Source organism: Ottowia caeni (assembly GCF_050821495.1).
Classification (GTDB): domain Bacteria; phylum Pseudomonadota; class Gammaproteobacteria; order Burkholderiales; family Burkholderiaceae_C; genus Ottowia; species Ottowia caeni.
Map to the genome: position 1 here is coordinate 3,126,032 of NZ_CP151080.1, position 21,267 is coordinate 3,147,298.

14 protein-coding genes and 1 pseudogene are annotated in these 21,267 nt (G+C 58.9%); 8 read left to right on the plus strand and 7 right to left on the minus strand.

The window, feature by feature from the left end; all coding sequences use genetic code 11:
- Positions 1-8: 8 nt before the first annotated feature.
- From AAAK34_RS14820 to AAAK34_RS14830, 3 genes are all read right to left on the minus strand, one after another.
- Positions 9-1,727 carry a GumC family protein gene (locus tag AAAK34_RS14820; protein ID WP_431777443.1) on the minus strand — a complete coding sequence of 573 codons (1,719 nt, stop codon included), beginning with the start codon at positions 1,725-1,727 and terminating at the stop codon, positions 9-11.
- A gap of 2 nt (positions 1,728-1,729) precedes the next feature.
- Entirely contained in the window at positions 1,730-2,413 is a 684-nt protein-coding gene (locus AAAK34_RS14825; RefSeq protein WP_431777444.1) for a Wzz/FepE/Etk N-terminal domain-containing protein, read from the minus strand.
- Positions 2,414-2,566: 153 nt separating this feature from the next.
- Complete coding sequence (locus tag AAAK34_RS14830) at positions 2,567-3,538, minus strand: polysaccharide biosynthesis/export family protein (protein WP_431777445.1); 972 nt, start codon at positions 3,536-3,538, stop codon at positions 2,567-2,569.
- Positions 3,539-3,803: 265 nt separating this feature from the next.
- Between AAAK34_RS14830 and AAAK34_RS14835 the strand changes: the two genes are divergently transcribed.
- Positions 3,804-4,223 (plus strand): VanZ family protein, encoded by a 420-nt coding sequence (locus AAAK34_RS14835; RefSeq protein WP_231697495.1) that lies wholly within the window; start codon positions 3,804-3,806, stop codon positions 4,221-4,223.
- Positions 4,224-4,857: 634 nt separating this feature from the next.
- Positions 4,858-6,200, plus strand: a pseudogene (locus AAAK34_RS14840) (polysaccharide biosynthesis protein).
- A 390-nt stretch (positions 6,201-6,590) separates the two neighbouring features.
- On the opposite strand, the gene ltrA reads toward AAAK34_RS14840, so the two are convergent.
- Positions 6,591-7,859 carry a group II intron reverse transcriptase/maturase gene (gene ltrA / locus AAAK34_RS14845; RefSeq protein ID WP_431777446.1) on the minus strand — a complete coding sequence of 423 codons (1,269 nt, stop codon included), beginning with the start codon at positions 7,857-7,859 and terminating at the stop codon, positions 6,591-6,593.
- A 1,340-nt stretch (positions 7,860-9,199) separates the two neighbouring features.
- On the opposite strand from ltrA, the gene AAAK34_RS14850 reads away from it, so the two are divergent.
- Complete coding sequence (locus AAAK34_RS14850; protein ID WP_231698807.1) at positions 9,200-9,550, plus strand: type II toxin-antitoxin system RelE/ParE family toxin; 351 nt, start codon at positions 9,200-9,202, stop codon at positions 9,548-9,550.
- A 7-nt stretch (positions 9,551-9,557) separates the two neighbouring features.
- Positions 9,558-9,839, plus strand: a complete 282-nt coding sequence (locus AAAK34_RS14855) for a DNA-binding protein (RefSeq protein WP_231698808.1) — start codon at positions 9,558-9,560, stop codon at positions 9,837-9,839.
- A gap of 2,393 nt (positions 9,840-12,232) precedes the next feature.
- Here AAAK34_RS14855 and AAAK34_RS14860 read toward each other — a convergent pair.
- The 3 genes from AAAK34_RS14860 to mgtA form a co-directional block, all read right to left on the minus strand.
- Positions 12,233-12,634, minus strand: a complete 402-nt coding sequence (locus tag AAAK34_RS14860; protein WP_231698773.1) for an OB-fold domain-containing protein — start codon at positions 12,632-12,634, stop codon at positions 12,233-12,235.
- Positions 12,635-12,636: 2 nt separating this feature from the next.
- A complete protein-coding gene (locus AAAK34_RS14865; RefSeq protein WP_231698774.1) occupies positions 12,637-13,803 on the minus strand; it encodes a thiolase domain-containing protein in 1,167 nt (388 codons plus the stop codon).
- Between the two features lie 793 nt (positions 13,804-14,596).
- Complete coding sequence (mgtA, locus tag AAAK34_RS14870) at positions 14,597-17,290, minus strand: magnesium-translocating P-type ATPase (protein ID WP_431777447.1); 2,694 nt, start codon at positions 17,288-17,290, stop codon at positions 14,597-14,599.
- A 48-nt stretch (positions 17,291-17,338) separates the two neighbouring features.
- On the opposite strand from mgtA, the gene AAAK34_RS14875 reads away from it, so the two are divergent.
- From AAAK34_RS14875 to AAAK34_RS14890, 4 genes are all read left to right on the plus strand, one after another.
- Positions 17,339-18,193, plus strand: a complete 855-nt coding sequence (locus AAAK34_RS14875; RefSeq protein ID WP_231698776.1) for a 3',5'-nucleoside bisphosphate phosphatase — start codon at positions 17,339-17,341, stop codon at positions 18,191-18,193.
- 1 nt (position 18,194) lies between these two features.
- Entirely contained in the window at positions 18,195-18,821 is a 627-nt protein-coding gene (locus tag AAAK34_RS14880) for an L-threonylcarbamoyladenylate synthase (protein ID WP_231698777.1), read from the plus strand.
- Between the two features lie 423 nt (positions 18,822-19,244).
- Positions 19,245-19,913 carry a site-2 protease family protein gene (locus AAAK34_RS14885; RefSeq protein WP_231698778.1) on the plus strand — a complete coding sequence of 223 codons (669 nt, stop codon included), beginning with the start codon at positions 19,245-19,247 and terminating at the stop codon, positions 19,911-19,913.
- Positions 19,914-19,927: 14 nt separating this feature from the next.
- Complete coding sequence (locus tag AAAK34_RS14890; protein ID WP_231698779.1) at positions 19,928-21,241, plus strand: tryptophan--tRNA ligase; 1,314 nt, start codon at positions 19,928-19,930, stop codon at positions 21,239-21,241.
- Positions 21,242-21,267 lie beyond the last annotated feature (26 nt).

Sequence of the window (21,267 nt, forward strand, 5' to 3'; positions counted from 1 at the left end):
GCCAGCTTTTAGCTAGTCTGCAGAGAAGGCTCTGTTTTCAGGCCAACTTGCTGCTGGGTGCCTACGCCGTAACCATAATAGTTGTCGTAGGTGTAGTACGCTGTGTTTTGCGAGGTGGTTTTGGTCAGCACCACGCCACGGGGGTTGATGCCAGCCATGCGCAGGCGGCGCAGGGCGTCTTTGATGTGGCTCATGCGGGTACGGCTGGCCTGGGCCACGTAAAGTACCGCAGGAATCTGGTTGCCCAGAACAATGGCGTCTGCCAGGCCCAGAACAGGCGGGCCGTCTACCACAATGTGCTCGTAGCCTATGGCCTGCAGGCGGGTAATGAGTTCGCCAAACAGCGGGCCCATTAACAGGTCTACCGGGCTGGGCGGCACGGGGCCGGCGGTAATGACCGTGAGGTTGGGTACGTTCACCTTGCGCAGCAGGTCTTTGTCTGGGTCTTGGCCAGCCAGGTAGCTAGAAAGGCCAAAGTTGTTGCTCATCTGAAACAGCTTGTGTACCGTGGGGTTACGCATGTCTGAATCAATAAGCGCGACTTTGCCGCCCAATTGCGCAAAGCTGATGGCCAGCGCCAACGCTGTGGTGGACTTGCCCTCGTTCTTGGTGGTGCTGGTGACCAACAATACGCGCGGCGCACCGGTTGAAGATGAAAACTGCAGCGCGGTGCGGGTAGAACGGTACGCTTCTGCCAAATGGCCCCTGGGGTCTGTGTGGGCCAAAAAGGCCAGGCTGGGCAGGTCGTTCTTGTCTTTAACGTGCGGAATGACACCCAGCAGGGGCAGGCCCAGGGTTTTTTCAACCTCGTCGGCAAACTTGATGGAATCGTCTAAAGATTCGATCAGGAAGACCAGCATCAGGCCCAGCACCAGGCCAGCCAAGAGGCCGATGGCGGAGTTAAGCGCCAGGTTGGGCTTGTAGGGGAAGAGCGGCACTTCGGCCTTGTCTACCACCTGAATGTTGTTGGTTTCTACACCACCAGCCACACCGACTTCTTTAACCTGCTGCAGCAGGCCGTCGTACAGTTCGCGGTTGGTGTCTACCTCACGCTTTAGCAGGTTGTAATCTACTTGGCGATCTTGCCCCTGCATGATCTCTTGGCGGGTTTGCTGCAAGCGGGCGCGAATGAGCCCCTCCTGCTGCTTGGCCATGTTCAGCTGGTTGCCTACCGAGCGCAAAATACCCTGCACTTCGGCTTTGATCTTGGAGTCAAGCTCACTGATTTGAACCCGCAGCTGCACCATGAGCGGGAAGTTTTCTTTATAAATCTTCAGGTTCTGCTGGTAGTCGGTCTCTAGCTTGGTACGCTGCGCCTTGTACTCTTGAACGGTACGGCTTTGCAGCACCTGCACGGCAGTGTCTGGCGCTTCTTTGATGGCCTGGTATTCAGACTCGTATTTGATGCGCTCTTGCTCGGCCTTGACCAGCGCAGAAGAATATTCCGTGTACGTCTGGTTGACGGTGTTGGTTTTTTCGTCGAGCGTGAGGATGTTGCGACTGCGCGCGTATTCATTCAATCGCCGTTCGGATTCTTCAAGCTTAGCTTTGGTCAGGGCCAGTTGCTGCTCCAGGAATGTCTTGGCGTAGGAAGATGCCTCCATACGTCGCTCAAGGTTGAGCGAGATGAAAGCTTGCGCGACCGTGTTGGCAATACGCGCCGCCAAGCGAGGATCTGGGTTGTCTACCGCAATTTTTAGCAGCCGAGAATTCCGGACCTGCTCCACGTTTACAGTGCTCTGAAAGGTGCGGATGACACCCTCGCGGCTAAGCTTTTGCTGGCTGGCCTCAGAGGGTTCGCGGAGCTTGGTCCAATTACCTCTAAATCTATTGGCCCACCCTCGCCACCCGCCGGCGGCTGGCGCTCCTGCCTCATCTGTCGCGTCTGCGGCCTCTGTGGGCAGAGCACCTTCTTCAGGGGGGACTCGGCAGATGGATCGGCGGGTCTATCGATCGGCAGGCCTGAGCGATCAAGACGAAGTTCATCTACAACCCTCTCCGCCAGAGCGCGGCTTTTGAGCAACTGAAGCTGGGTACCGATGCCAGTGCGATCGTCCATCTCGTCATTCGTGTCCATCTCTTGGCCAAACTTGACGACCGAGGCGGCGCGCTTGTCGACCTGAAGGGTGGTGGCGGCTTGATATTGAGGTGTGCGTGTGAAGCTAACCAGCAAGGCGGCCAACAAACCGACCACGGCAACCGAGACGAGCATCCATTTATGCTTGACAACCATGCGCCACAAAGCGGAGAGGTCAATGACGTCGTCGTCTGGCTGATCCTCCTTCATGGCGGCCTGCCAAGGCTGGCCGAGTCCGGCTTGGGTGGGTGCGCCTACGGCGTAAGCTGGCTGCGGGCCACGGTTGGGCGGAGGTAGCAGATGAGGTTCGTCAGGAGGTTTGCCGTGGTCAGACATGCAGTACTTAAAACTCGATACCCGCCCTAACGAGTAGCAACCCAAGGATTGCCCAAAAAATTAGAGCTTAAGATTTATATTATTAATGAAAGACAATCAATATAATTAGATTGTTTTCATCTACAAAATTCTCATCCGCCAATCGCCTCGATCTCAGGGGACAACCCTCGTATAAATCGAGGAGAAAGGATTGAGCGTGTTGAGAATGTCGCTGAAAAGTGAGTCCCGCAGCCCCACCCGCGTGGCATCGCGGTTCACGACCAGAATGTCGTCGCCTTGCAAGAGAGGGTCTGGTGCTTCGCCCAGGCGAATTTTATTGACGTCGTGCTTCTGAGTTTCGCTTTTGCCGTCTGGCGTGATGCGGAACAAGATCACCTGCTCCAGGTCTGAAAGCTGGCCGCCACCACCCGCCAAGGCCAAGGCGCGCAGCAGTGTGATTTGCCCCACCATTGGGTAGATGCCGGGCTTGGCTACGGCGCCATCTATGGTGATGCGCTGGGTCGTGAATTCTTTGATGAAAATGGAGACCTGCGGATCCTGCAAATAATCTTTGCCGTATTGCAGGGCAATGAGCGCCTGAGCGTCTGCCGCCGTGAGGCCGGCCACTGGCACCGTGCCAATGAGTGGCAGAGAGATGTGGCCGGTAGAGTTGACGCGAACGGTGCGCTTGAGGTCGTTCACGCCGAAGATTTCAACATCTAGCAGATCGTTAGGGCCGATTCTGTAGTCAGCGTCAATCGTGGTGGGTGTAGGACTGAGGGCTGCCGCAACAGGGGTGGACACGACAGCACCACCCTCTGGCATGGATGGCGCGACTGCCGAGCCGAGAGGGGTTGGTGCCACCGCAACTGGCCGTGGCGCGGAGTAGCCGCCCGTGCTGCTGGGGGTGGGCGCCTGCCCGGCTGACGGTGCGGTGGAAAGCGAGGTAACCGAAGGGCCGACCGGCGCTGCATTGGTGCCGTAGCTGCTGGTGTAGTTGGTGGTGCTGGTGGTTTGAGCAAAAGCGCTTGCGCACAGCAAAGCGCAGCATGAAGCTGCCAAGGCCTGGACTGCCCACCTCAGGCCTTTTGAACCATAACCTTCACCGACTCTAGCAGGTGACACAACCCAAACGGGTATTTTCATAACGCCTCCACTTGACAGCGCCTATTAACGCCCGTTGACCAAGAGCGCTGCGGACTCAGGAAGGAACTGCTAATTTCATTAAGAATGCAGCAACTCAAGTTCGACAACCTCTTGCCTTTGACTCTACACGAAATTACATGAAACCATGTAACGCGGTACCTACACATCACTAACAATTGGTACGAATGTGATTAAATTGTACTTTGCAATATTTTAAACATCCCACTATGACAAAAACCACACAACAGAGGGATGATCAGGGTTAATGCTTACGAATTACTGGCGCTTTTTATTCTGGCTTAGCCTGGCCGCCTCTCTGGTCATGCTGCTTGCACCGGCTGAAACGGTGCTCCAGATCAAAATCTGGCTGGCGCACTGGCTCCCGTTCGGGCAACAGCTGGATGCCCTGGACGCCGCACAAAATTCTGACAAATGGATACACTTTAGCGTGTTCGCCCTGCTCGGTTGGCTGGGTTCGCAGGCTTGGCGGCAGAAGCCGGTTGCTAGGCATCCGCTGCTGATGGGCCTGGTGTTCATGGCGGTAGGCACGGAGGGCTTGCAACACTGGGTGCCTGGGCGCTCCGCCAGTGTGGCTGATCTGCTGGCTGACTTGGCCGGGCTGATGCTCGGCTTACTTGTAGCGCGCGCTGGCGCCACGCGTTTGTCTTATAAAAATGCCAATTAAAACTCTTAACCGGCAGCTGGTTCGGCTGCCTCGCAGCGCAAAGCGGCTGCTGGCCGTTATGTTCGACATGCTGCTGTGCACCTTTACCGTGTGGCTGGCATGGTGCCTGCGGCTGGAGCACTGGATGCCTTTGAACGTGGTGGTGGGCAAGGCCACCCTGGGCGCCTGGCTGATCGGGCTGCCGGTGTTTTGGTACTTTGGACTTTATGCTGCCATTTTCAGGCACGCGGGCTGGAACGCCATGATGTCGCTTGGCAAGGCTGCAGCAGTTTATGGTTCACTTTATGCTTTGGTTTTTACTGCCATAGGTGTTGTGGGCACACCACGATCTGTGGGCGTCATTCAGCCCTTGCTGATGTTTGTGGGGCTGGGTTTGAGTCGCCTTGCGGTGCGTTTGTGGCTGGGCGATCTTTACCGAGACCTGATTCAGCGCCTGAATGCCCCTGGTGTGCTGATTTATGGTGCGGGTGCTGCGGGTCAGCAGCTTGGTGCCAGCCTGCGCATGATGAGCAACCAGCGGCTGGTGGGGTTTGTAGATGACGATGTTACCTTGCAGGGGCGCAAGCTAGACGGCCTGCCGGTGTATGCGCCCGAGCAGCTTCCGCGCGTGATTGATCAATACAAGGTGCGGGACATGCTGCTGGCCATTCCTTCGGCCAGTGCAGAGCGGCGCAAGCAGATTGTGAATTTGCTGCTGCCCTACCCTATTCATGTGCGCACCCTGCCGGGCTTTGCCGATCTGGTAAGCCGTGGGGTGAGCCCCAGTGATTTGCAGGAGCTGGACATTGAAGACCTGCTGGGGCGGGATCCTGTAGCGCCCGATGAAAATCTGCTGGCTCGGCACCTGGGTGGGCAGACGATTTTGGTGACGGGGGCTGGGGGTTCCATAGGCAGTGAGCTGTGCCGCCAGATTTTGCAGTGGAAGCCCCGTACCCTGCTGTTGCTGGAGGCCAGCGAGTTTGCGCTGTACCAGGTTCACCAGGAGCTGGAGGCTTTGGTTGCCGAGTTGCCTGAGGGTACAGAGGTGGTGCCGCTGCTGGGCTCGGCAGCCGATGCCCAGCGCGTGAATGCGGTTTTGTCGGCCTGGAAGCCGCAGATTATTTACCACGCTGCGGCCTACAAGCATGTGCCGCTGGTAGAGCATAACCCCGCGCAGGGGCTGCGCAACAACGTGTGGGGAACGCTGGTGTGTGCCCAGGCGGCGGTGTTGCATGGCGTGGAGCGTTTTGTGCTGGTGAGTACCGACAAGGCGGTGCGGCCGACGAACGTGATGGGAGCGAGCAAGCGGCTGGCTGAGATGGTGTTGCAAGCGCTGGCAGCCCACAAGCCTGGCACCACGTGCTTCACGATGGTGCGTTTTGGCAATGTGCTGGGGTCGTCTGGGTCGGTGGTGCCGTTGTTTCGTCGCCAGATTGATGCAGGTGGGCCCGTCACGCTGACGCACCGGGACATGACCCGTTATTTCATGACCATTCCGGAGGCCGCGCAGTTGGTGATTCAGGCGGGCGCCATGGCGCGGGGGGTGATGTGTTTGTGCTGGACATGGGGGAGTCGGTGCGTATTTACGACCTGGCTTGCCGCATGGTGGAGCTGGCGGGCAAGCGGGTGCAGGATGAGCGCACGCCTTGGGGGGATATTGAGATCAAGGTGACGGGGTTACGGCCTGGTGAGAAGCTGTATGAGGAGCTGCTGATTGATGAGCGTGCTCAGCCTACGGAACACTCTCGGATTTTGAAGGCGCATGAGGATTTTCTGGCTTGGCCGAAATTGCGGGGGGCGTTGGAGCAGTTGGCTGGGCAGATGGAGTTGCAGGATCACGCCGGGATGAGGGAGAGTTTGGTGCAGTTGGTTAGTGGGTATCGACCGCCGAATCCGGTGGTGGATTGGGTGGCGCAGGCTCGGGAGATGGTGGAGGCTGGGGAAGGTGGTGCTGGGGGGAAGTCGGTTAATGTGATTGCTTTGCCTCAGGGGGGATGAGGAGGGCTTGAGGTTGGGTGGTTATGCCGAGATTTGCGCACGGCGGCGCAGTGCAGGAATTGGGGTTAGATTACGATTTTGAGTTGAGCTTTTTGACGAGTGGGGTGTTCATTAGGTTCTATTCTTTTGGATAGGTCGTCGGCCGGGATGTGCGCCCGGCGGCGCAGTTCCTTTTTTGCCCGCCCGGATCGCCGGCCGCAAAAAAGGAACCAAAAAAGGCGGACCCCACTTGCCGCCCTAGCCGGTCGCGTCCTTGCGCTTCGCTTCGGGCAACCTCCGGCACTCGCGCAAGGGGAGGCGCTAATAGGGGTAGGGAAGGCTTTCGGCCTCCCCTCCCTCCGAACCGTGCGTGCGGTTCTCCCGCACACGGCTCTCCAGTTGGTAGTTTCCTCATCGGGATTGGCTTGCCGCAACGCGGGCCGCATGCATGGCGAACAACCCCTGTTGAGCAAAGTAGGCAGGAGGCCAACGCCAACCATCCTCCCAGCACTGACCAGCACCATGGCCTTTCGTGCGTCTGCGCAGCACCGCCCGCAGGCGTCGCCGCACAAATGCATCGAGACGGCCAAACGTCTCCTTGCTCGCGTGCTTGAAGTAGTTGAACCAGCCTCGCAAGACTCGGTTGAGTGACTCGATAATCATCGCCAGCGTTCCACTTCGCGTGCGCATGGTGCGCGCGCGAATCGCGTCTTTGAGCTTTTCCAGGCTTTTGGGCCGGACCTCCCGACGTCGTTGTGTCAGCCGGTAACCAAGGAACTCGAAAGCCCCTCGGCGCGTTCGACAGTTGCCGATCGTCGTCTTGTCCATGTTCAGCTCCAACCCGTGGTCGTGGACCCACTGCTCGATTGCCGCCAGTGCCTTCTGCGCTTCAGACGCACTCGGACACAGAACCACAAAGTCATCTGCGTAACGGACCATCGACCACCCCTTTTCGCGCAATAGCGCGTCCAACGGGTTCAGGTAGATATTGGCCAACAGCGGACTGATGACTGCTCCCTGAGGGGTTCCCCCTGTGGGAGTCCATCGTTGCAGCTCCTTCACGATGTCCTGATGCAACCAGCCGTCGATCAGTGCCAACACCTTGGTGTCGCTGATGTGTTCGGCCACTCGCGCCAGAAGCTTGTCAGGGGGAATGGTGTCAAAGAAGCTTTTAAAGTCAACATCCACCACGTGGGTGTTTCCCTGCCTGAGCAGGGCGCTGACTTCACGCAGCGCGTCCTTGCATCCTCGCCCCGGACGGAACCCGTAGCTGCTGACATCGAAACCGCTCTCGAAGATAGGTTCAATGACGCTCTTGAGCGCCGTCTGCACCACCCGATCCTTCACCGCAGGAATTCCCAGCGGACGGCGTGAGCCATCAGCTTTCGGAATTTCCACACGGCGTACCGGCTCGGGAAGGTAGCTACCCGTCTTAAGCTGCTCGGCCAGCTCGCTCAGATACCGCTCGGCCTGGGCTTCAAATCGCGCAATGCTGACTCCGTCGATACCAGCTGCACCACCACGCCTTCGAACCTGCTTCCAGGCCTTGTGCAGCGTGCGCTCCCGCCATACCTTATCGATCAGGCTATGCCACCTGAGTCTCTTGCCTTCTCTTGACGCCGTTACCAGCGCCGCCAACATGCGATCCGTCCAGATCTCGCGGTCTACCCATTTCCCCATTGGGCTCTCCCCCACAGGCGCGCAGCCTGCAGTGGCGGGGTTCGACGAAGCCGGTCTAGCCGTTTCCGGCACTATGGCTTCTGTTTGTGTTTCACTCAATCTGTCTTTCACACATTCACCTTCCTGCCTCCCGTCCCTGCTCCCGGTTTGTGTTGCCCGGGTTTGTGGCGTTTGCACGCCTCGGTACCATGAAGGCTCTGACTCCTGCGCTCCGTCGCCACGGCGCGCAGGTCTCCCCGCTTCCTGCGCTCTTCCTTCCTGACGTTCCGCCCCCAACCACAGGGATGGTCTACAAGTCGCTTTAGCCACCAGCACAGCGCTTGCAGTGAGTTTCAGGCTTCGCCACGTTCAGGCAGGCTCGCCACCATTACCCCGCCGAAACGGGTTCGTCATCCTGCGGACCGCCAGTTCGCTTCCGGCTGCTCTCCACCCCACCTCGCGGTGACGCAGTTGCCTTCGGCTACGGGGAACTGGTTTACCCCGGTACGGACTTCCACCGTACTGAATGAGCGCCACCACGGGCGCACCCGGAACTCTCTTCGTTCACTGCGTTCTCTACGTTCAAACAACCGCAGTGAGTCAGTTTACGAAGCAAGGGCATCTTGCAGTGCCCTTGCCCTCCCCTCGCGCTCCGTTCCTCGGCACGTCCAGAGGGGCTGGGATACCTGACTCGGGCCATTGCTTCGCTCGGCCTGGGGTGGCTTGGGCTCTATGAATAGCGGGGGCGCCGTGAATCGTTAACCGCTGTGACCACCCCGCCCTGCGGGCACCCCTCCGACGGAGGGGAATTGGTAAGCCGTCGTCGATGATTGACGAGTATGGTGGTCGGCAGGGCTCGATGGCAATTGAACCTGATTCCCCTCCGGTGGAGGGGTGGCAGGCGAGGCCGGACGGGGTGGTTTCTTTGGGAAGCGCCAAACGCTGCATGTCCTTGCCCTTTAACGAGGCGCTGGTGGGGAAGCTGAACCACCCCGCCCTGCGGGCACCCCTCCGACGGAGGGGAATTGGTAAGCCGCCGTCGATGATTGAAGGGGGTGGTGTTCGGAGAAATTGGGGTCAGATTCCGATTATCTGAAGGGCTGCGCTTGATACGTGAAGTTTGACGGGATACTGTGAGCCTCAAGGGTCTCGCGTCTGCAGAATTTAGTAGTTCTTTAGAACTACAATGATTCACGCCCGATCCCATCAGCCACAACCAGAATTTCAAGAACTTGATCCTTGACTATCCGCTGCAAGCGCTTCAGTTCTTTGCGCCGGAAGAGGCGACCGAAATGGATGAAAGCATCATGATCAAGCCTACATGGCAGGAGTACTTGTTTATTTTTCGTTTATAAACGAAAATGAGTGTGTACCGAATTGAGCACTACTTGACGCCTGGTGGGCAGAAGGATCTTTACATCGATTGGCTACTACGCTTGCGCGATGTTCAGGCCAAGGTCTCCATCATTCGGCGCGTAGCGCGTATTGAGCAAGGAAATTTCGGCGATCACAAGCCTTGCCGAGATGGTGTGTGGGAGTTACGCGTAGACGTGGGACCGGGCTATCGGATTTACTATGGATTGGCGGGCCATCGCTTGGTTTTACTGCTGTGCGGGGGGAACAAGCGCACGCAAGATGTAGACATCAGCCGCGCAGTGCACTGCTGGCGCGATTGGCAACGGAGATCGTATGACGAGAAGCAGAACTCATGATGAAGCAATGGCTGAGTTGTACCGCAACGACCCAGCGCTCGCTCTGGAAGTTATTAACCGCATTCTGGAGGATGACGATCAATCTGAACTGCTGACGGTGCTGGGTCAGATGACGCAGGCATTCGGCGGTGTTCAAGCAGTCGCCGAGCACGCAAACCTCAACCCTACACAGCTTTACCGCACCCTGTCTCCCAAAGGCAACCCGGCGTTGAGCACTCTGACCGCAGTTCTCAAAGCTATGGGAATGCGGCTTTCGGTACAGCCACTCAACCCTCTTTCTCCGGCTTGATGTTTAGCGAAGAAATGACGAAACCATGAAGACCTGGAGTCAACGCATGCTGGCCCAAGGCGAGCAAGAGGGATTGCGCAAAGGTGAGGCGAACGTACTCTCGGGGCAATTGGGGTCAGATTACGATTTTTGGGGGCAATTGGGGTCAGATTACGATTTTTGGTGGCTGGAAATTGGGTTCTGCTCTTTGAGTTAGGCCGTCGGCCGGGATTTGCGCCCGGCGGCGCAGTTACTTTTTTGCTCCGCCCGGATCGCCGGCCGCAAAAACAGTAACCAAAAAAAGGCGGACCCCACTTGCCGCCCTATCCGGTCGCGTCCTTGCGCTTCGCTACGGGCATCCTGCGATAAGGGTGTGGTGCTCAACGCTAATCGGCACATATGGATCCGCGCCTTTGGCTCCCTGGCGTCGTTGCAACTCCTCTCGATACCCCCGGTATCGATGCGGTTTGCGCCTAACCAGGAAACCAAATTCGCTGGGCCATAAGCACCGCTTAGCATCGCATACCACACCAGCTCAAGGGGTGGCGCTCCGGAACTCTCTTCGTTCACTGCGTTCTCTACGTTCAAACAGCCGCAGCGAGCTAGTTCACGAAGCAAGGCCATCTTGCAGTGGCCTTGCCCACCCCTCGCCCTGCGCTTCTCGGCACGTCAAGAGGGGCGGGGGGCCTGACTCGGGCCATTGCTTCGCTCGGCCTTGGGGTGGCTTGGGCTCTATGAATAGCGGGGGGCGCCGTGAATCGTTAACCGCTGTGACCACCCCGCCCTGCGGGCACCCCTCCGACGGAGGGGAATTGGTTAGTCAGCGGCGCTGAGGGTTATCTAATTCCCCTCCGGTGGAGGGGAATTTGGATGCGCTTCTCGGCACGTCAAGGGGGCTTCGGAACCTGACTCGAGCCATTGCTTCGCTCAGCCCTGGAATCCTGGGATCGCTGAGCTCCAGCTCGGCTTTCTTGCCCTCGGCGAAGCCGCTGTTGCCAAGCTGGAGCTTGGCGGTCCCAGGGGGAAAATGGCTTTTCTGGGATCGCTGAGCTCCAGCTCGGCATTCTTGCCCTCGGCGAAGCCGCTGTTGCCAAGCTGGAGCTTGGCGGTCCCAGGGGAAAATGGCTTTTCTGGGATCGCTGAGCTCCAGCTCGGCATTCTTGCCCTCGGCGAAGCCGCTGTTGCCAAGCTGGAGCTTGGCGGTCCCAGGGGAAAATGGCTTTTCTGGGATCGCTGAGCTCCAGCTCGGCTTTCTTGCCCTCGGCGAACGCCGCTGTTGCCAAGCTGGAGCTTGGCGGTCCCAGGGGAAAATGGCTTTTCTGGGATCGCTGAGCTCCAGCTCGGCATTCTTGCCCTCGGCGAAGCCGCTGTTGCCAAGCTGGAGCTTGGCGGTCCCAGGGGAAAATGGCTTTTCTGGGATCGCTGAGCTCCAGCTCGGCATTCTTGCCCTCGGCGAAGCCGCTGTTGCCAAGCTGGAGCTTGGCGGTCCCAGGGGAAAATGGCTTTTCTGGGATCGCTGAGCTCCAGCTCGGCATTCTTGCCCTCGGCGAAGCCGCTGTTGCCAAGCTGGAGCTTGGCGGTCCCAGGGGGAAGATGGCTTTTCTGGGATCGCTGAGCTCCAGCTCGGCTTTCTTGCCCTCGGCGAAGCCGCTGTTGCCAAGCTGGAGCTTGGCGGTCCCAGGGGAAGATGGCTTTTCTGGGATCGCTGAGCTCCAGCTCGGCTTTCTTGCCCTCGGCGAAGCCGCTGTTGCCAAGCTGGAGCTTGGCGGTCCCAGGGGGAAGATGGCTGTTCTGAGATCGCTGAGCTCCAGCTCGGCTTTCTTGCCCTCGGCGAAGCCGCTGTTGCCAAGCTGGAGCTTGGCGGTCCCAGGGGAAAATGGCTTTTCTGGGATCGCTGAGCTCCAGCTCGGCATTCTTGCCCTCGGCGAAGCCGCTGTTGCCAAGCTGGAGCTTGGCGGTCCCAGGGGGAAGATGGCTTTTCTGGGATCGCTGAACTCCAGCTCGGCTTTCTTGCCCTCGGCGAAGCCGCTGTTGCCAAGCTGGAGCTTGGCGGTCCCAAGGGGAAGATGGCTTTTCTGGGATCGCTGAGCTCCAGCTCGGCTTTCTTGCCCTCGGCGAACGCCGCTGTTGCCAAGCTGGAGCTTGGCGGTCCCAGGGGAAGATGGCTGTTCTGAGATCGCTGAGCTCCAGCTCGGCTTTCTTGCCCTCGGCGAAGCCGCTGTTGCCAAGCTGGAGCTTGGCGGTCCCAAGGGGAAGATGGCTTTTCTGGGATCGCTGAGCTCCAGCTCGGCATTCTTGCTCTCGGCGAAGCCGCTGTTGCCAAGCTGGAGCTTGGCGGTCCCAGGGGAAGATGGCTTTTCTGGGATCGCTGAGCTCCAGCTCGGCTTTCTTGCTCTCGGCGAACGCCGCTGTTGTCAGGCTGGCGTGAACATGGGGACTGCGGGGCCGCCTTGGCTGGGCTTGAAGACCACCCGGACTTTGTCGCCAATGCGCACCGAATCAAGGTCACAGTCGACGATGTTGGTGAGCATAGTGACGCCTTCGTCAAGGGTGACGTAGGCTATGGCATAGGGTATGGGGCCGGCTTTGCGCGTGACGCTCAACGTGTAGATGATGCCAGTGCCAGCAGCATCCCGAAACTCGGTGTCGGTACTGCCGCAAAATGGACACAACGGCCGTGGGTACCAGTGCGGCTGGTTGCAGGCTTTGCAGTGCTTGACCAACAGTTTGCCTTCGTTCGCCGCATTCCACAAAGGCTGGTTGTCGGGGTATACCGTGGGCGCAGTGATCGGGCGGTCTTGGTAAGGGGTGGACATGCTTATTGCCTTTCAAGGATGAGTGTGGCGCTTCCGTGACGCGAACCCAAGGCGCCGCCAGTACCTTGCGCCAACGCCAAACCACAGTTCTTGACTTGCACCGCCGGGTGCGCTTCGCCACGAAGCTGACGCACGGCTTCAATAATTTTGGTGATGCCGCCACGGTTGGCAGGATGGTTGTTGCAGAGCCCACCACCGTCGGTGTTGAAAGGAAGCTTGCCTACACCCGAGATCAAATTGCCGTCTGCCACGAACTTGCCGCCCTCGCCCTTCTTGCAGAAACCCAGATCCTCCATCTGCATGATGACGGTGATCGTGAAGCTGTCGTAAATGGATGCGTACTGAATGTCAGAAGGGCTAACACCGGCCTCAGCAAAGCACGCGGCGCCCGAACGCTGCGCAGCAGAATAGGTGACGTCGTGCCGGCCACCGTTGGTGTTTTTTAGCGCCTCGCCTGCACCCAATACGTTCACAATGGGCCGATTGAGTGAGCGCGCAATTTCTGGCCTGACCACCACCAGCGCCCCTCCCCCATCACTGACCACACAACAGTCCAGACGGTGCAGCGGGTCAGACACCATGGGAGAACGGATAACGTCTTCTACAGTGACGACGTCGCGCAGCATGGCGTTGGGGTTGTGCTGAGCATGGTGCGATGCCGCCACCTTTACCCACGCCAATTGCTCGGGCGTGGTGCCAAACTCGTACATGTGGCGCGCGGCCACCATGGCATAGTTGTTGACGGTCAACATGCCATAGGGGGACTCGAATGGCTCGTCTGGCAGGTTGGCGCCGTAAGCTCGGGGCTTCAGGCCACTGGAAGATTCTGAACGCGGCCGGCCCGCCAGGGTGATCAGAGCCACGTCGCATTTGCCCGCCATGATGGCCTGCGCCGCATGGGAAACATGCGCCAAGTAGGAAGAGCCGCCAATGTCGGTGGCGTCTATGTGGCGTGGCTTCAAACCCATGTATTCGGCCATGTTCATGGGGCCGAGGCCGGGGGCGTCTCCGGCACAGAAGTAGCCGTCTACGTCTGACAGCTTCAACCCGGCATCTGACAGCGCACCCATGGCGCTCTCGAAATGAAGTTGCGGTACGGTCTTGTCCGGAGCTTTGCGGGTGGGGTGCTCGAACGCACCAGCGATGCAGGCTTTGCGCTTAATGGTCATTTGAATAGTGTAAATGGGCCGCGCCTTGGTTCCTTGATCCCTTGCTCTTTTGTTCTGGCGACATTGGGGCGCGCGCTATCGCCCTAGAATCAACTGGTCTGAAAACCAAACGATGGCGTTTCAGGGTCTCACTTCAAGGCATGTGCTTCAACTCCAACAGGCGTCAACATTGATCAGTAGAAATTTGGGTCAGATTTCTATTGTTTGATGGGTTACGCTTGATGCGTTCGGTTTTCCGTTTACCGGCCCGGGAGGTACTGTCTGGATCTGGCCGAACTGATGGAAACCGATCGCGTGGTGCCGATCGTGATTTTCTGCATGGCAGCTCACGCGTTCGCAAAGAACTTCACCTGGGTAGCGAGCGCCGTACCTTCTTGTCTTTTGACTACCTCTCGTGCGTGCTCAATGATTCGGGAATGGTGGGGACGGCAGGGGTCGTGCTGAACCACCCCGCCCTTCGGGCACCCCTCCGACGGAGGGGAATTGGTTAGCCGTCGTCGATGACTGACGGGGGTGGTGTTCGGTGGGGCCTGATGGCATTCGAACCCAATTCCCCTCCGGTGGAGGGGTGGCAGGCGAAGCCTGACGGGGTGGTTTCTTTGGGGATCACCATACGCTGCACGTCCTTTGCCGTTAACGAGGCGCTGGTGGGCTAGGCTGAACCACCCCGCCCTTCGGGCACCCCTCCGACGGAGGGGAATTGGTAAGCCACAGTCAGTATGAAGGCGTGGCAGCTATTGACTGATGACAGCGACACGGGAAATCTGACCCGCGGACTCTGGGCGGACACGATTCAGGATGCGATCCCGCGCTGCGCCGCCAACCGGCGATAAAACCAGCGTTTGACTATTTCCACCAGTACCAAATAGACGATCATCAGGCCTGCCAGCAGGCCAAAGAATTCGGCCGGCAAGGGTGAAAAGCCCAGCACCTGCGCCAAGGGTGTGAACGGCAGGATCATCGCCACTCCCACGATGAAAAGCGAGGTCAGAAGAAGGGCTGGATGCGGTCGGCTCTTGAGCGGGTTTCCGCGCGTGCGAATGATGAAGATGACGAGTACCTGGGTTGCCAGTGATTCGACGAACCAACCGGTGTGAAATAGTCGCTCGTCAGCATTCAACACCTTCATCAGCAGCCAGAATGTCAGAAAGTCGAACACGGAGCTGATGGGGCCGATACTCAGCATGAAACTACGGATGAAATGCATGTCCCACCGGCGCGGTTGGGCCAGATCCTGCTCATCGACGTTATCCAGCGGGAGAGGCAGCTCGGAGAGATCGTAAAGAAAGTTGTTGAGAAGAATCTGCAAAGGCAGCATTGGCAGGAATGGCAGGAAAAGCGTGGCTGCCGCCATGCTGGCCATGTTGCCGAAGTTGGAGCTGGTGGCCATCATGATGTATTTCATGACGTTGCCGAACGTTCGCCGCCCTTCGGTGATGCCAGCGTGCAGCACGTTCAGATCGTTTTCCAGCATGATCATGGCGGCGGCCTGCTTGGCCACGTCGACCGCGCTGCTCACCGATATGCCGACATCGGCGGTGTGCAACGAGGGGGCATCGTTGATGCCGTCTCCCATGTATCCCACCACATGGCCGCGACTCTTGAGGGCCAGCAGCACGCGGTTCTTCTGTTGCGGGTTGGCACGACAGAACAGATTGACTTCCTCTACGCGGGCTCGCAAAGCGTCATCGTTCATGACCGCAATCTCGGACCCGGTGAGCACCCCGGTCACAGAGACTCCGAGCTCGGCGCACACATGGCGGGTGACGAGTTCGTTGTCGCCGGTGACGATCTTCACCGCGACGCCACTGGCGGCCAGTGCCGCGAGTGCCGGCTTGGCGCTGGTCTTGGGCGGATCAAGGAAAGCGGCAAAACCGGCGAATACGAGTTCGGATTCGTCGTCCACCACCGCATCGACCAGGGTCTGGGGCTCGCGCTTGTAGGCGATGCCCAGCACGCGGAAGCCTTCGGCACCCAGGCGATCAAACAGTGCCTCAACGTGCGCTTTCGATTCGCCGTCAAAGGGTACGGGGTGATTCAAATCTTCCGATGAGTCTGACTGGCCTTCGACCTCATAGTGTGTGCACAGACGCAGCACGTCCTCAGGAGCCCCTTTAACCACAAGCAACCTGTCGGCACCGCGCTCAATCAACACCGAAACGCGTCGACGCTCGAAGTCAAACGGAACTTCGTCGATCTTGATCCAGCCACTGGCGTCGATGTGCTGGTGAGCCAGTATGGCGTCGTCCATCGGGCTTTTCAGTCCGCTTTCGAAGTAGCTGTTCAAGTAGGCCAGTTCCAACACACGCTCGCTCTCCTTGCCTGTTGGATCGACGTGGCGCTCAAGCCGGATGCGGGCTTCCGTCAAGGTGCCTGTCTTGTCGGTGCACAGCACGTCCATCGCGCCCATGTCCTGGATCGAGCTTAGTCGCTTGACAATGACTTTCGCCTGCGCCATGCGCAGAGCCCCGCGCGCGAGCGTGACTGAGACCACCATCGGCAACAACTCTGGCGTCAGCCCCACCGCCAGCGCCACGGCGAAGAGGAAGGATTCCAGCAACGGCCGGTGAAAGGCCACGTTGACCAACAAGGTGAATAGCACCAGGAGCATGGTCAAGCGCACGATCAGCAAACCAAACTGGCGCGTGCCGACCTCGAAGGCGGTAGGCGGTGCCGGCTTTTCCAGGGTGCTGGCGATCTGTCCGATGGCAGTGTGTTTGGCGGTACGCATGACCACCGCACGCGCTGAGCCGCTGACCACCGAGCTGCCCATGAAGATGGCGCTGTCCGTCTCGGGGTTCCACTCGGATTCAGACAACGCGGGTGCAGCATGGCGTTCGACCGGGTACGGCTCCCCAGTCAGCAGGGCCTGGTTGACAAAGAAGTCCTGAGCCTCGATCACTTGGGCGTCCGCGGGGATCAGGTCGCCGGCTGACAGGAGGACCACGTCGCCCGGAACCAACTCGGCCGCCGGTCTTTCTTGCGGTGTGCCGTTGCGCAGCACTCTAACCAGGAGGGCCACCTGCGAGGCCAGCTTCTCGGCGGCTTGCCCGGCGCGGTGTTCCTGCACGAAGTCGAGAATCACGGACAGCATCACCATGACAGCGACTACGCTCGAACTGGTGGCGTCTCCGGTGACAGCCGATATCACGCTGGCAGCCAGCAGGATCAGCACCAACGGGTTGCGAAAGCGCGCCAGAAACTGCAGCAGCACGCTTTGCCGATGCACCTTCAGCTGGTTGGGGCCGAACCGGGCGAGCCGTGCAGCGGCTTCGGCGCTGGTGAGCCCTGCGTGGGCGACATTGTCGGCCTTGCTTTCGGCAACCTCTGAAGTCATGGCTTGCTTTTGGGCCATTTGCGCCTCGCTCGTCCACGGATGCTCGGGATCATAGTCCAGTGGAAGCTGCGTGCAAGATTTGGCGCTGTGCGTGCTCCCATCCGAACCTTCCCCTGCGCCGGGCGCCCCCAGTGGGGGAAGGAGCACCATGAGTAGCCACAAAATGCCGACGCTTAAGGGTCTCTATAGAATCGGGGAGTGACCTTTCCTACCAATCCCGATCTGCACTGCCACTCCACCGTTTCCGACGGCACACTCGAACCCGAGGTTCTGGCCGCACGGGCCAAAGCCAATGGTGTGGATCTGTGGGCTCTCACCGACCACGATGAGGTCGGCGGACAGCAGCGTGCGCTGGAGGCAGCCCAGGCACAGGGGCTGAAATACTTGACCGGAGTAGAGATTTCCGTCACTTTTGCCGACACCACCGTGCACATCGTTGGCCTTGGGTTCGACCACACTGATCCTCGCATGACCGATGGCTTGGCCGACACGCGCGATGGACGAGGGCCCCGCGCCATTGAAATGGGCGAACAACTGGCGAAGGTCGGCATTCATGGCGCTTACGAGGGCGCCCTGAAGTATGTGGGCAACCCAAGGCTGATCTCGCGCACCCACTTTGCAAGATTCCTGGTGGATTCAGGCGTCTGTCGCGACACGGGAGAGGTCTTTCGCAAATACCTGACCGAAGGCAAGCCAGGGTACGTTCCGCATCGCTGGGCCAAGCTGGGGGACGCCGTCAACTGGATCACCCAGAGCGGCGGCGTTGCAGTTATCGCCCACCCGGCGCGCTACAACTTTTCGCCTACCATTGAATATGCGCTGTTTTCAGAGTTCAAACAGCATGGCGGCCAGGGCGTCGAGGTAGTCACCGGCAGCCACTCAGCGGCCGAAGCGGTGCGCTACGCGGACATGGCGCGCGAGTTCGATCTGCTGGCTTCGCGTGGCAGCGACTTCCACAGCCCCGACGAAAGCCATACCGACCTCGGCAAGCTGCCTCCTCTGCCCGCAGGCCTGCCCACCGTGTGGTCAGCTTTGAGCGAACGCATACACTGACATGGCCCAATATTTCAGCGTCCACCCCACGAACCCGCAGCCCCGGCTGCTGAAGCAGGCCGCCGGACTGCTCCAGCAAGGCGGCGTGCTGGCCGTTCCAACCGACTCCAGTTACTCCCTGGTCTGCCACCTGGATGACAAGGCTGCTGCCGACAACCTGCGAAACATTCGCAAGCTCGATAACAAGCAATTTTTTACCCTGATCTGCCGGGATCTGAGCGAATTGTCCAGCTATGCCCGGGTAGACAACGCCCAATTCAGGTTGCTCAAGCTTGGCACGCCTGGCCCTTTCACGTTTGTGCTGGAAGCCAGCAAGGAAGTGCCGCGCCGGGTCAGCCACCCACAGCGAAAGACCATTGGGCTGCGGGTGCCAGATCACAAGACGCTGCTGGAACTGATCGAGCTGCATGGTGCGCCGCTGTTGGCCACTACGCTGATCCTTCCTGGGGAAGATGCGCCCCTGAACGATCCGGAGATGATCCGCGAGAAGCTGGAGCGCCAGATTGCCGGAGTGATCGATGCCGGTGGCTGCCCTTCGGAGCCAACCACCGTGATCGATCTGACTGGCAGCGAACCTGAAATTCTGCGCCAAGGGCGCGGCGATCCGGCTGACCTCGGCCTGACATGAGACACTTCTTGAGAAGCAACGCGTTAAAGCCCGAAGCGGTCTCAGTCGTTCCTGCATTCGTAGGAGCGGCTTTAGAGGGTGTCGCAAAAGTCCTTAAACATCCCTTCCCACCCCCTCTCGTCATTCCCGCGCAGGCGGGAATCCAGTGGGCGCTAGAGATGTTGAACTGGATTCCCGCCTGCGCGGGAATGACGGGAAGAGCAGAAGCCTTGAGGAAAAAGACTTTTGCGACAGCCTCTTTAGAGGGGCTCACAAAAGTGATTGGTGTGGCCGTGGCGATGAACTCCCTCTCCTTTCGGGAGAGGGGAAAAGAACGGGACCATTTTGCGACACCCTCTGCAGCCGCTCCCACAAGAAACTCCTTTTTTCTCCACAAACGCCGGGCGCCAACAAGCACCTGGGAAGCTCTTGAGATTCTGATCCGTGGATATTGCCAACATCATTCAGACCATTGCGATCTACGCCCTGCCGGTGTTGTTCGCCATTACCGTACATGAGGCCGCCCATGGCTATGTAGCCCGGCACTTTGGCGACCACACCGCCACCATTTTGGGCCGGGTTACGCTCAATCCGCTCAAACATATCGACCCGATTGGCACCATTGCCATGCCGCTGTTCCTGTACGTGGCCACCAGCGGCGCCTTCCTGTTTGGCTACGCCAAGCCGGTGCCAGTGAACTTCGGACAACTCAGAAACCCGCGCCGGGACATGATCTGGGTGGCGCTGGCAGGGCCCGCTTCCAACCTTCTGCAGGCGTTTGCATGGGCCATCGGGCTTTACCTGCTGCGCGGAGCTGCCGTCGACGAGCGTTTCTTTCTGGAAATGTGCCGCGCCGGCGTGCTGGTGAACGTGGTCATGTTCGTATTCAACCTGTTTCCGCTGCCCCCGCTAGATGGCGGGCGCATTGTCAGCGGTCTGCTGCCAACAAATCTGGCCATTCCGTACAGCCGCATCGAACCTTGGGGTTTCTTTATCGTGATGGCGCTGGTGGTTGCAGGTGTGATCAGCAATTTATGGATGCAACCCCTGATGTCACTCACCTTTGGCTTCCTTGAACTGCTGCTGAGCCCTCTGGCAGCCCTGCTTCGCTAGATTTTTTCGTTGTCATGACCTCTTCCGCCACTACCCGCTCCCTCACCGGCATTACCACCACCGGTACGCCACACCTGGGCAATTACGTAGGTGCCATTCGACCCGCCGTGCGTGCGAGCCGGCAACCGCAGGTTGAAAACTTCTACTTTCTTGCAGATTTCCACGCACTCATCAAGTGTGACGATCCGGAGCGCATACAGCGTTCCACGCTCGAGATTGCAGCCAGCTGGTTAGCGGCCGGACTCGATCCCGCCAAGGTTACCTTCTACCGCCAGAGCGACATCCCTGAAATTCCGGAACTCACCTGGCTGCTCACCTGCGTCACCGGAAAGGGTATTTTGAACAGGGCACACGCCTACAAGGCCGCCCTGGACAAAAATGAGGCCGCCGGCCAGGATCCGGACTTCGAAGTCACCGCCGGGTTGTTCATGTATCCCGTCCTGATGGCCGCGGATATTCTCATGTTCAAGGCGCATCGCGTTCCTGTGGGGCGTGATCAGGTGCAACACCTGGAAATGGCCCGCGACATCGCGCAGCGCTTCAACCACCTCTATGGCGAACGGCTGGTACTGCCGGAGGCGGTGGTGGACGACAACGTGGCCCTTCTGCCCGGCCTGGACGGCCGCAAGATGAGCAAGAGCTACGACAACACGATTGCTCTGTTCAGCCCCCGAGAGCAGTTGCGCAAGCAAATCATGGGGATCGTCACCGACTCACGCGCACCAGGCGAGCCCAAGGAAACGGAAGGCTCAGCACTGTTTTCCATATATCGCGCTTTTGCAAACCAAGCGGAATCCGCATCGTTTGCCAAGGCCTTCGCCGACGGCATTTCCTGGGGCGACGCCAAGCAACAATTGTTCGAGCGCATTGATCATGAAATCGGGCCCATGCGTGAACGCTACCAGCACCTCATATCTCATCCGGCCGAGGTGGAGGAAATTCTGCAGGCAGGAGCTGAAAAAGCGCGTGCCATGGCCATACCGTTCATGGCGGAGTTGCGCACGGCCGTTGGTCTGCGTGCATTGGGTGCCAAGGCGGCTTCAACAAGAAGCAAAGAACAAAGCAAGGGCAGCGTTGCGCAGTTCAAGCAGTACCGCGAAAAAGATGGCCGCTTTTATTTCAAGCTTACTGATGCGTCCGGCCAAGTACTGATTCAAAGCAAAGGATTCGATTCCCCGCAAGAGGCCGGCCAAGCGGTTAAACGTTTGCAATCAGAGGGATCTGCTGCGTTGGCTGACTTGCAAGAAGTGTTCGAACCTTCGACAAACGTTAAGACTGAAGCCATTTACGAAGTGCTAGAACGTGCATTTCGTGAGAAAAACGTGTAAAAAGCATACATTTTCACAACTCATCC

Bases quoted from the DNA above. Each gene is read 5' to 3' on its own strand.
- AAAK34_RS14835 (WP_231697495.1), top strand. From the start codon at position 3,804: ATGCTTACGAATTACTGGCGCTTTTTATTCTGGCTTAGCCTGGCCGCC.
- AAAK34_RS14860 (WP_231698773.1), bottom strand. From the start codon at position 12,634: ATGTCCACCCCTTACCAAGACCGCCCGATCACTGCGCCCACGGTATAC.
- AAAK34_RS14855 (WP_231698808.1), top strand. From the start codon at position 9,558: ATGGCTGAGTTGTACCGCAACGACCCAGCGCTCGCTCTGGAAGTTATT.
- AAAK34_RS14890 (WP_231698779.1), top strand. From the start codon at position 19,928: ATGACCTCTTCCGCCACTACCCGCTCCCTCACCGGCATTACCACCACC.
- AAAK34_RS14850 (WP_231698807.1), top strand. From the start codon at position 9,200: ATGAGTGTGTACCGAATTGAGCACTACTTGACGCCTGGTGGGCAGAAG.
- AAAK34_RS14865 (WP_231698774.1), bottom strand. From the start codon at position 13,803: ATGACCATTAAGCGCAAAGCCTGCATCGCTGGTGCGTTCGAGCACCCC.
- AAAK34_RS14880 (WP_231698777.1), top strand. From the start codon at position 18,195: ATGGCCCAATATTTCAGCGTCCACCCCACGAACCCGCAGCCCCGGCTG.
- AAAK34_RS14825 (WP_431777444.1), bottom strand. From the start codon at position 2,413: ATGTCTGACCACGGCAAACCTCCTGACGAACCTCATCTGCTACCTCCG.
- ltrA (WP_431777446.1), bottom strand. From the start codon at position 7,859: ATGGGGAAATGGGTAGACCGCGAGATCTGGACGGATCGCATGTTGGCG.
- AAAK34_RS14830 (WP_431777445.1), bottom strand. From the start codon at position 3,538: ATGAAAATACCCGTTTGGGTTGTGTCACCTGCTAGAGTCGGTGAAGGT.
- mgtA (WP_431777447.1), bottom strand. From the start codon at position 17,290: ATGGTGCTCCTTCCCCCACTGGGGGCGCCCGGCGCAGGGGAAGGTTCG.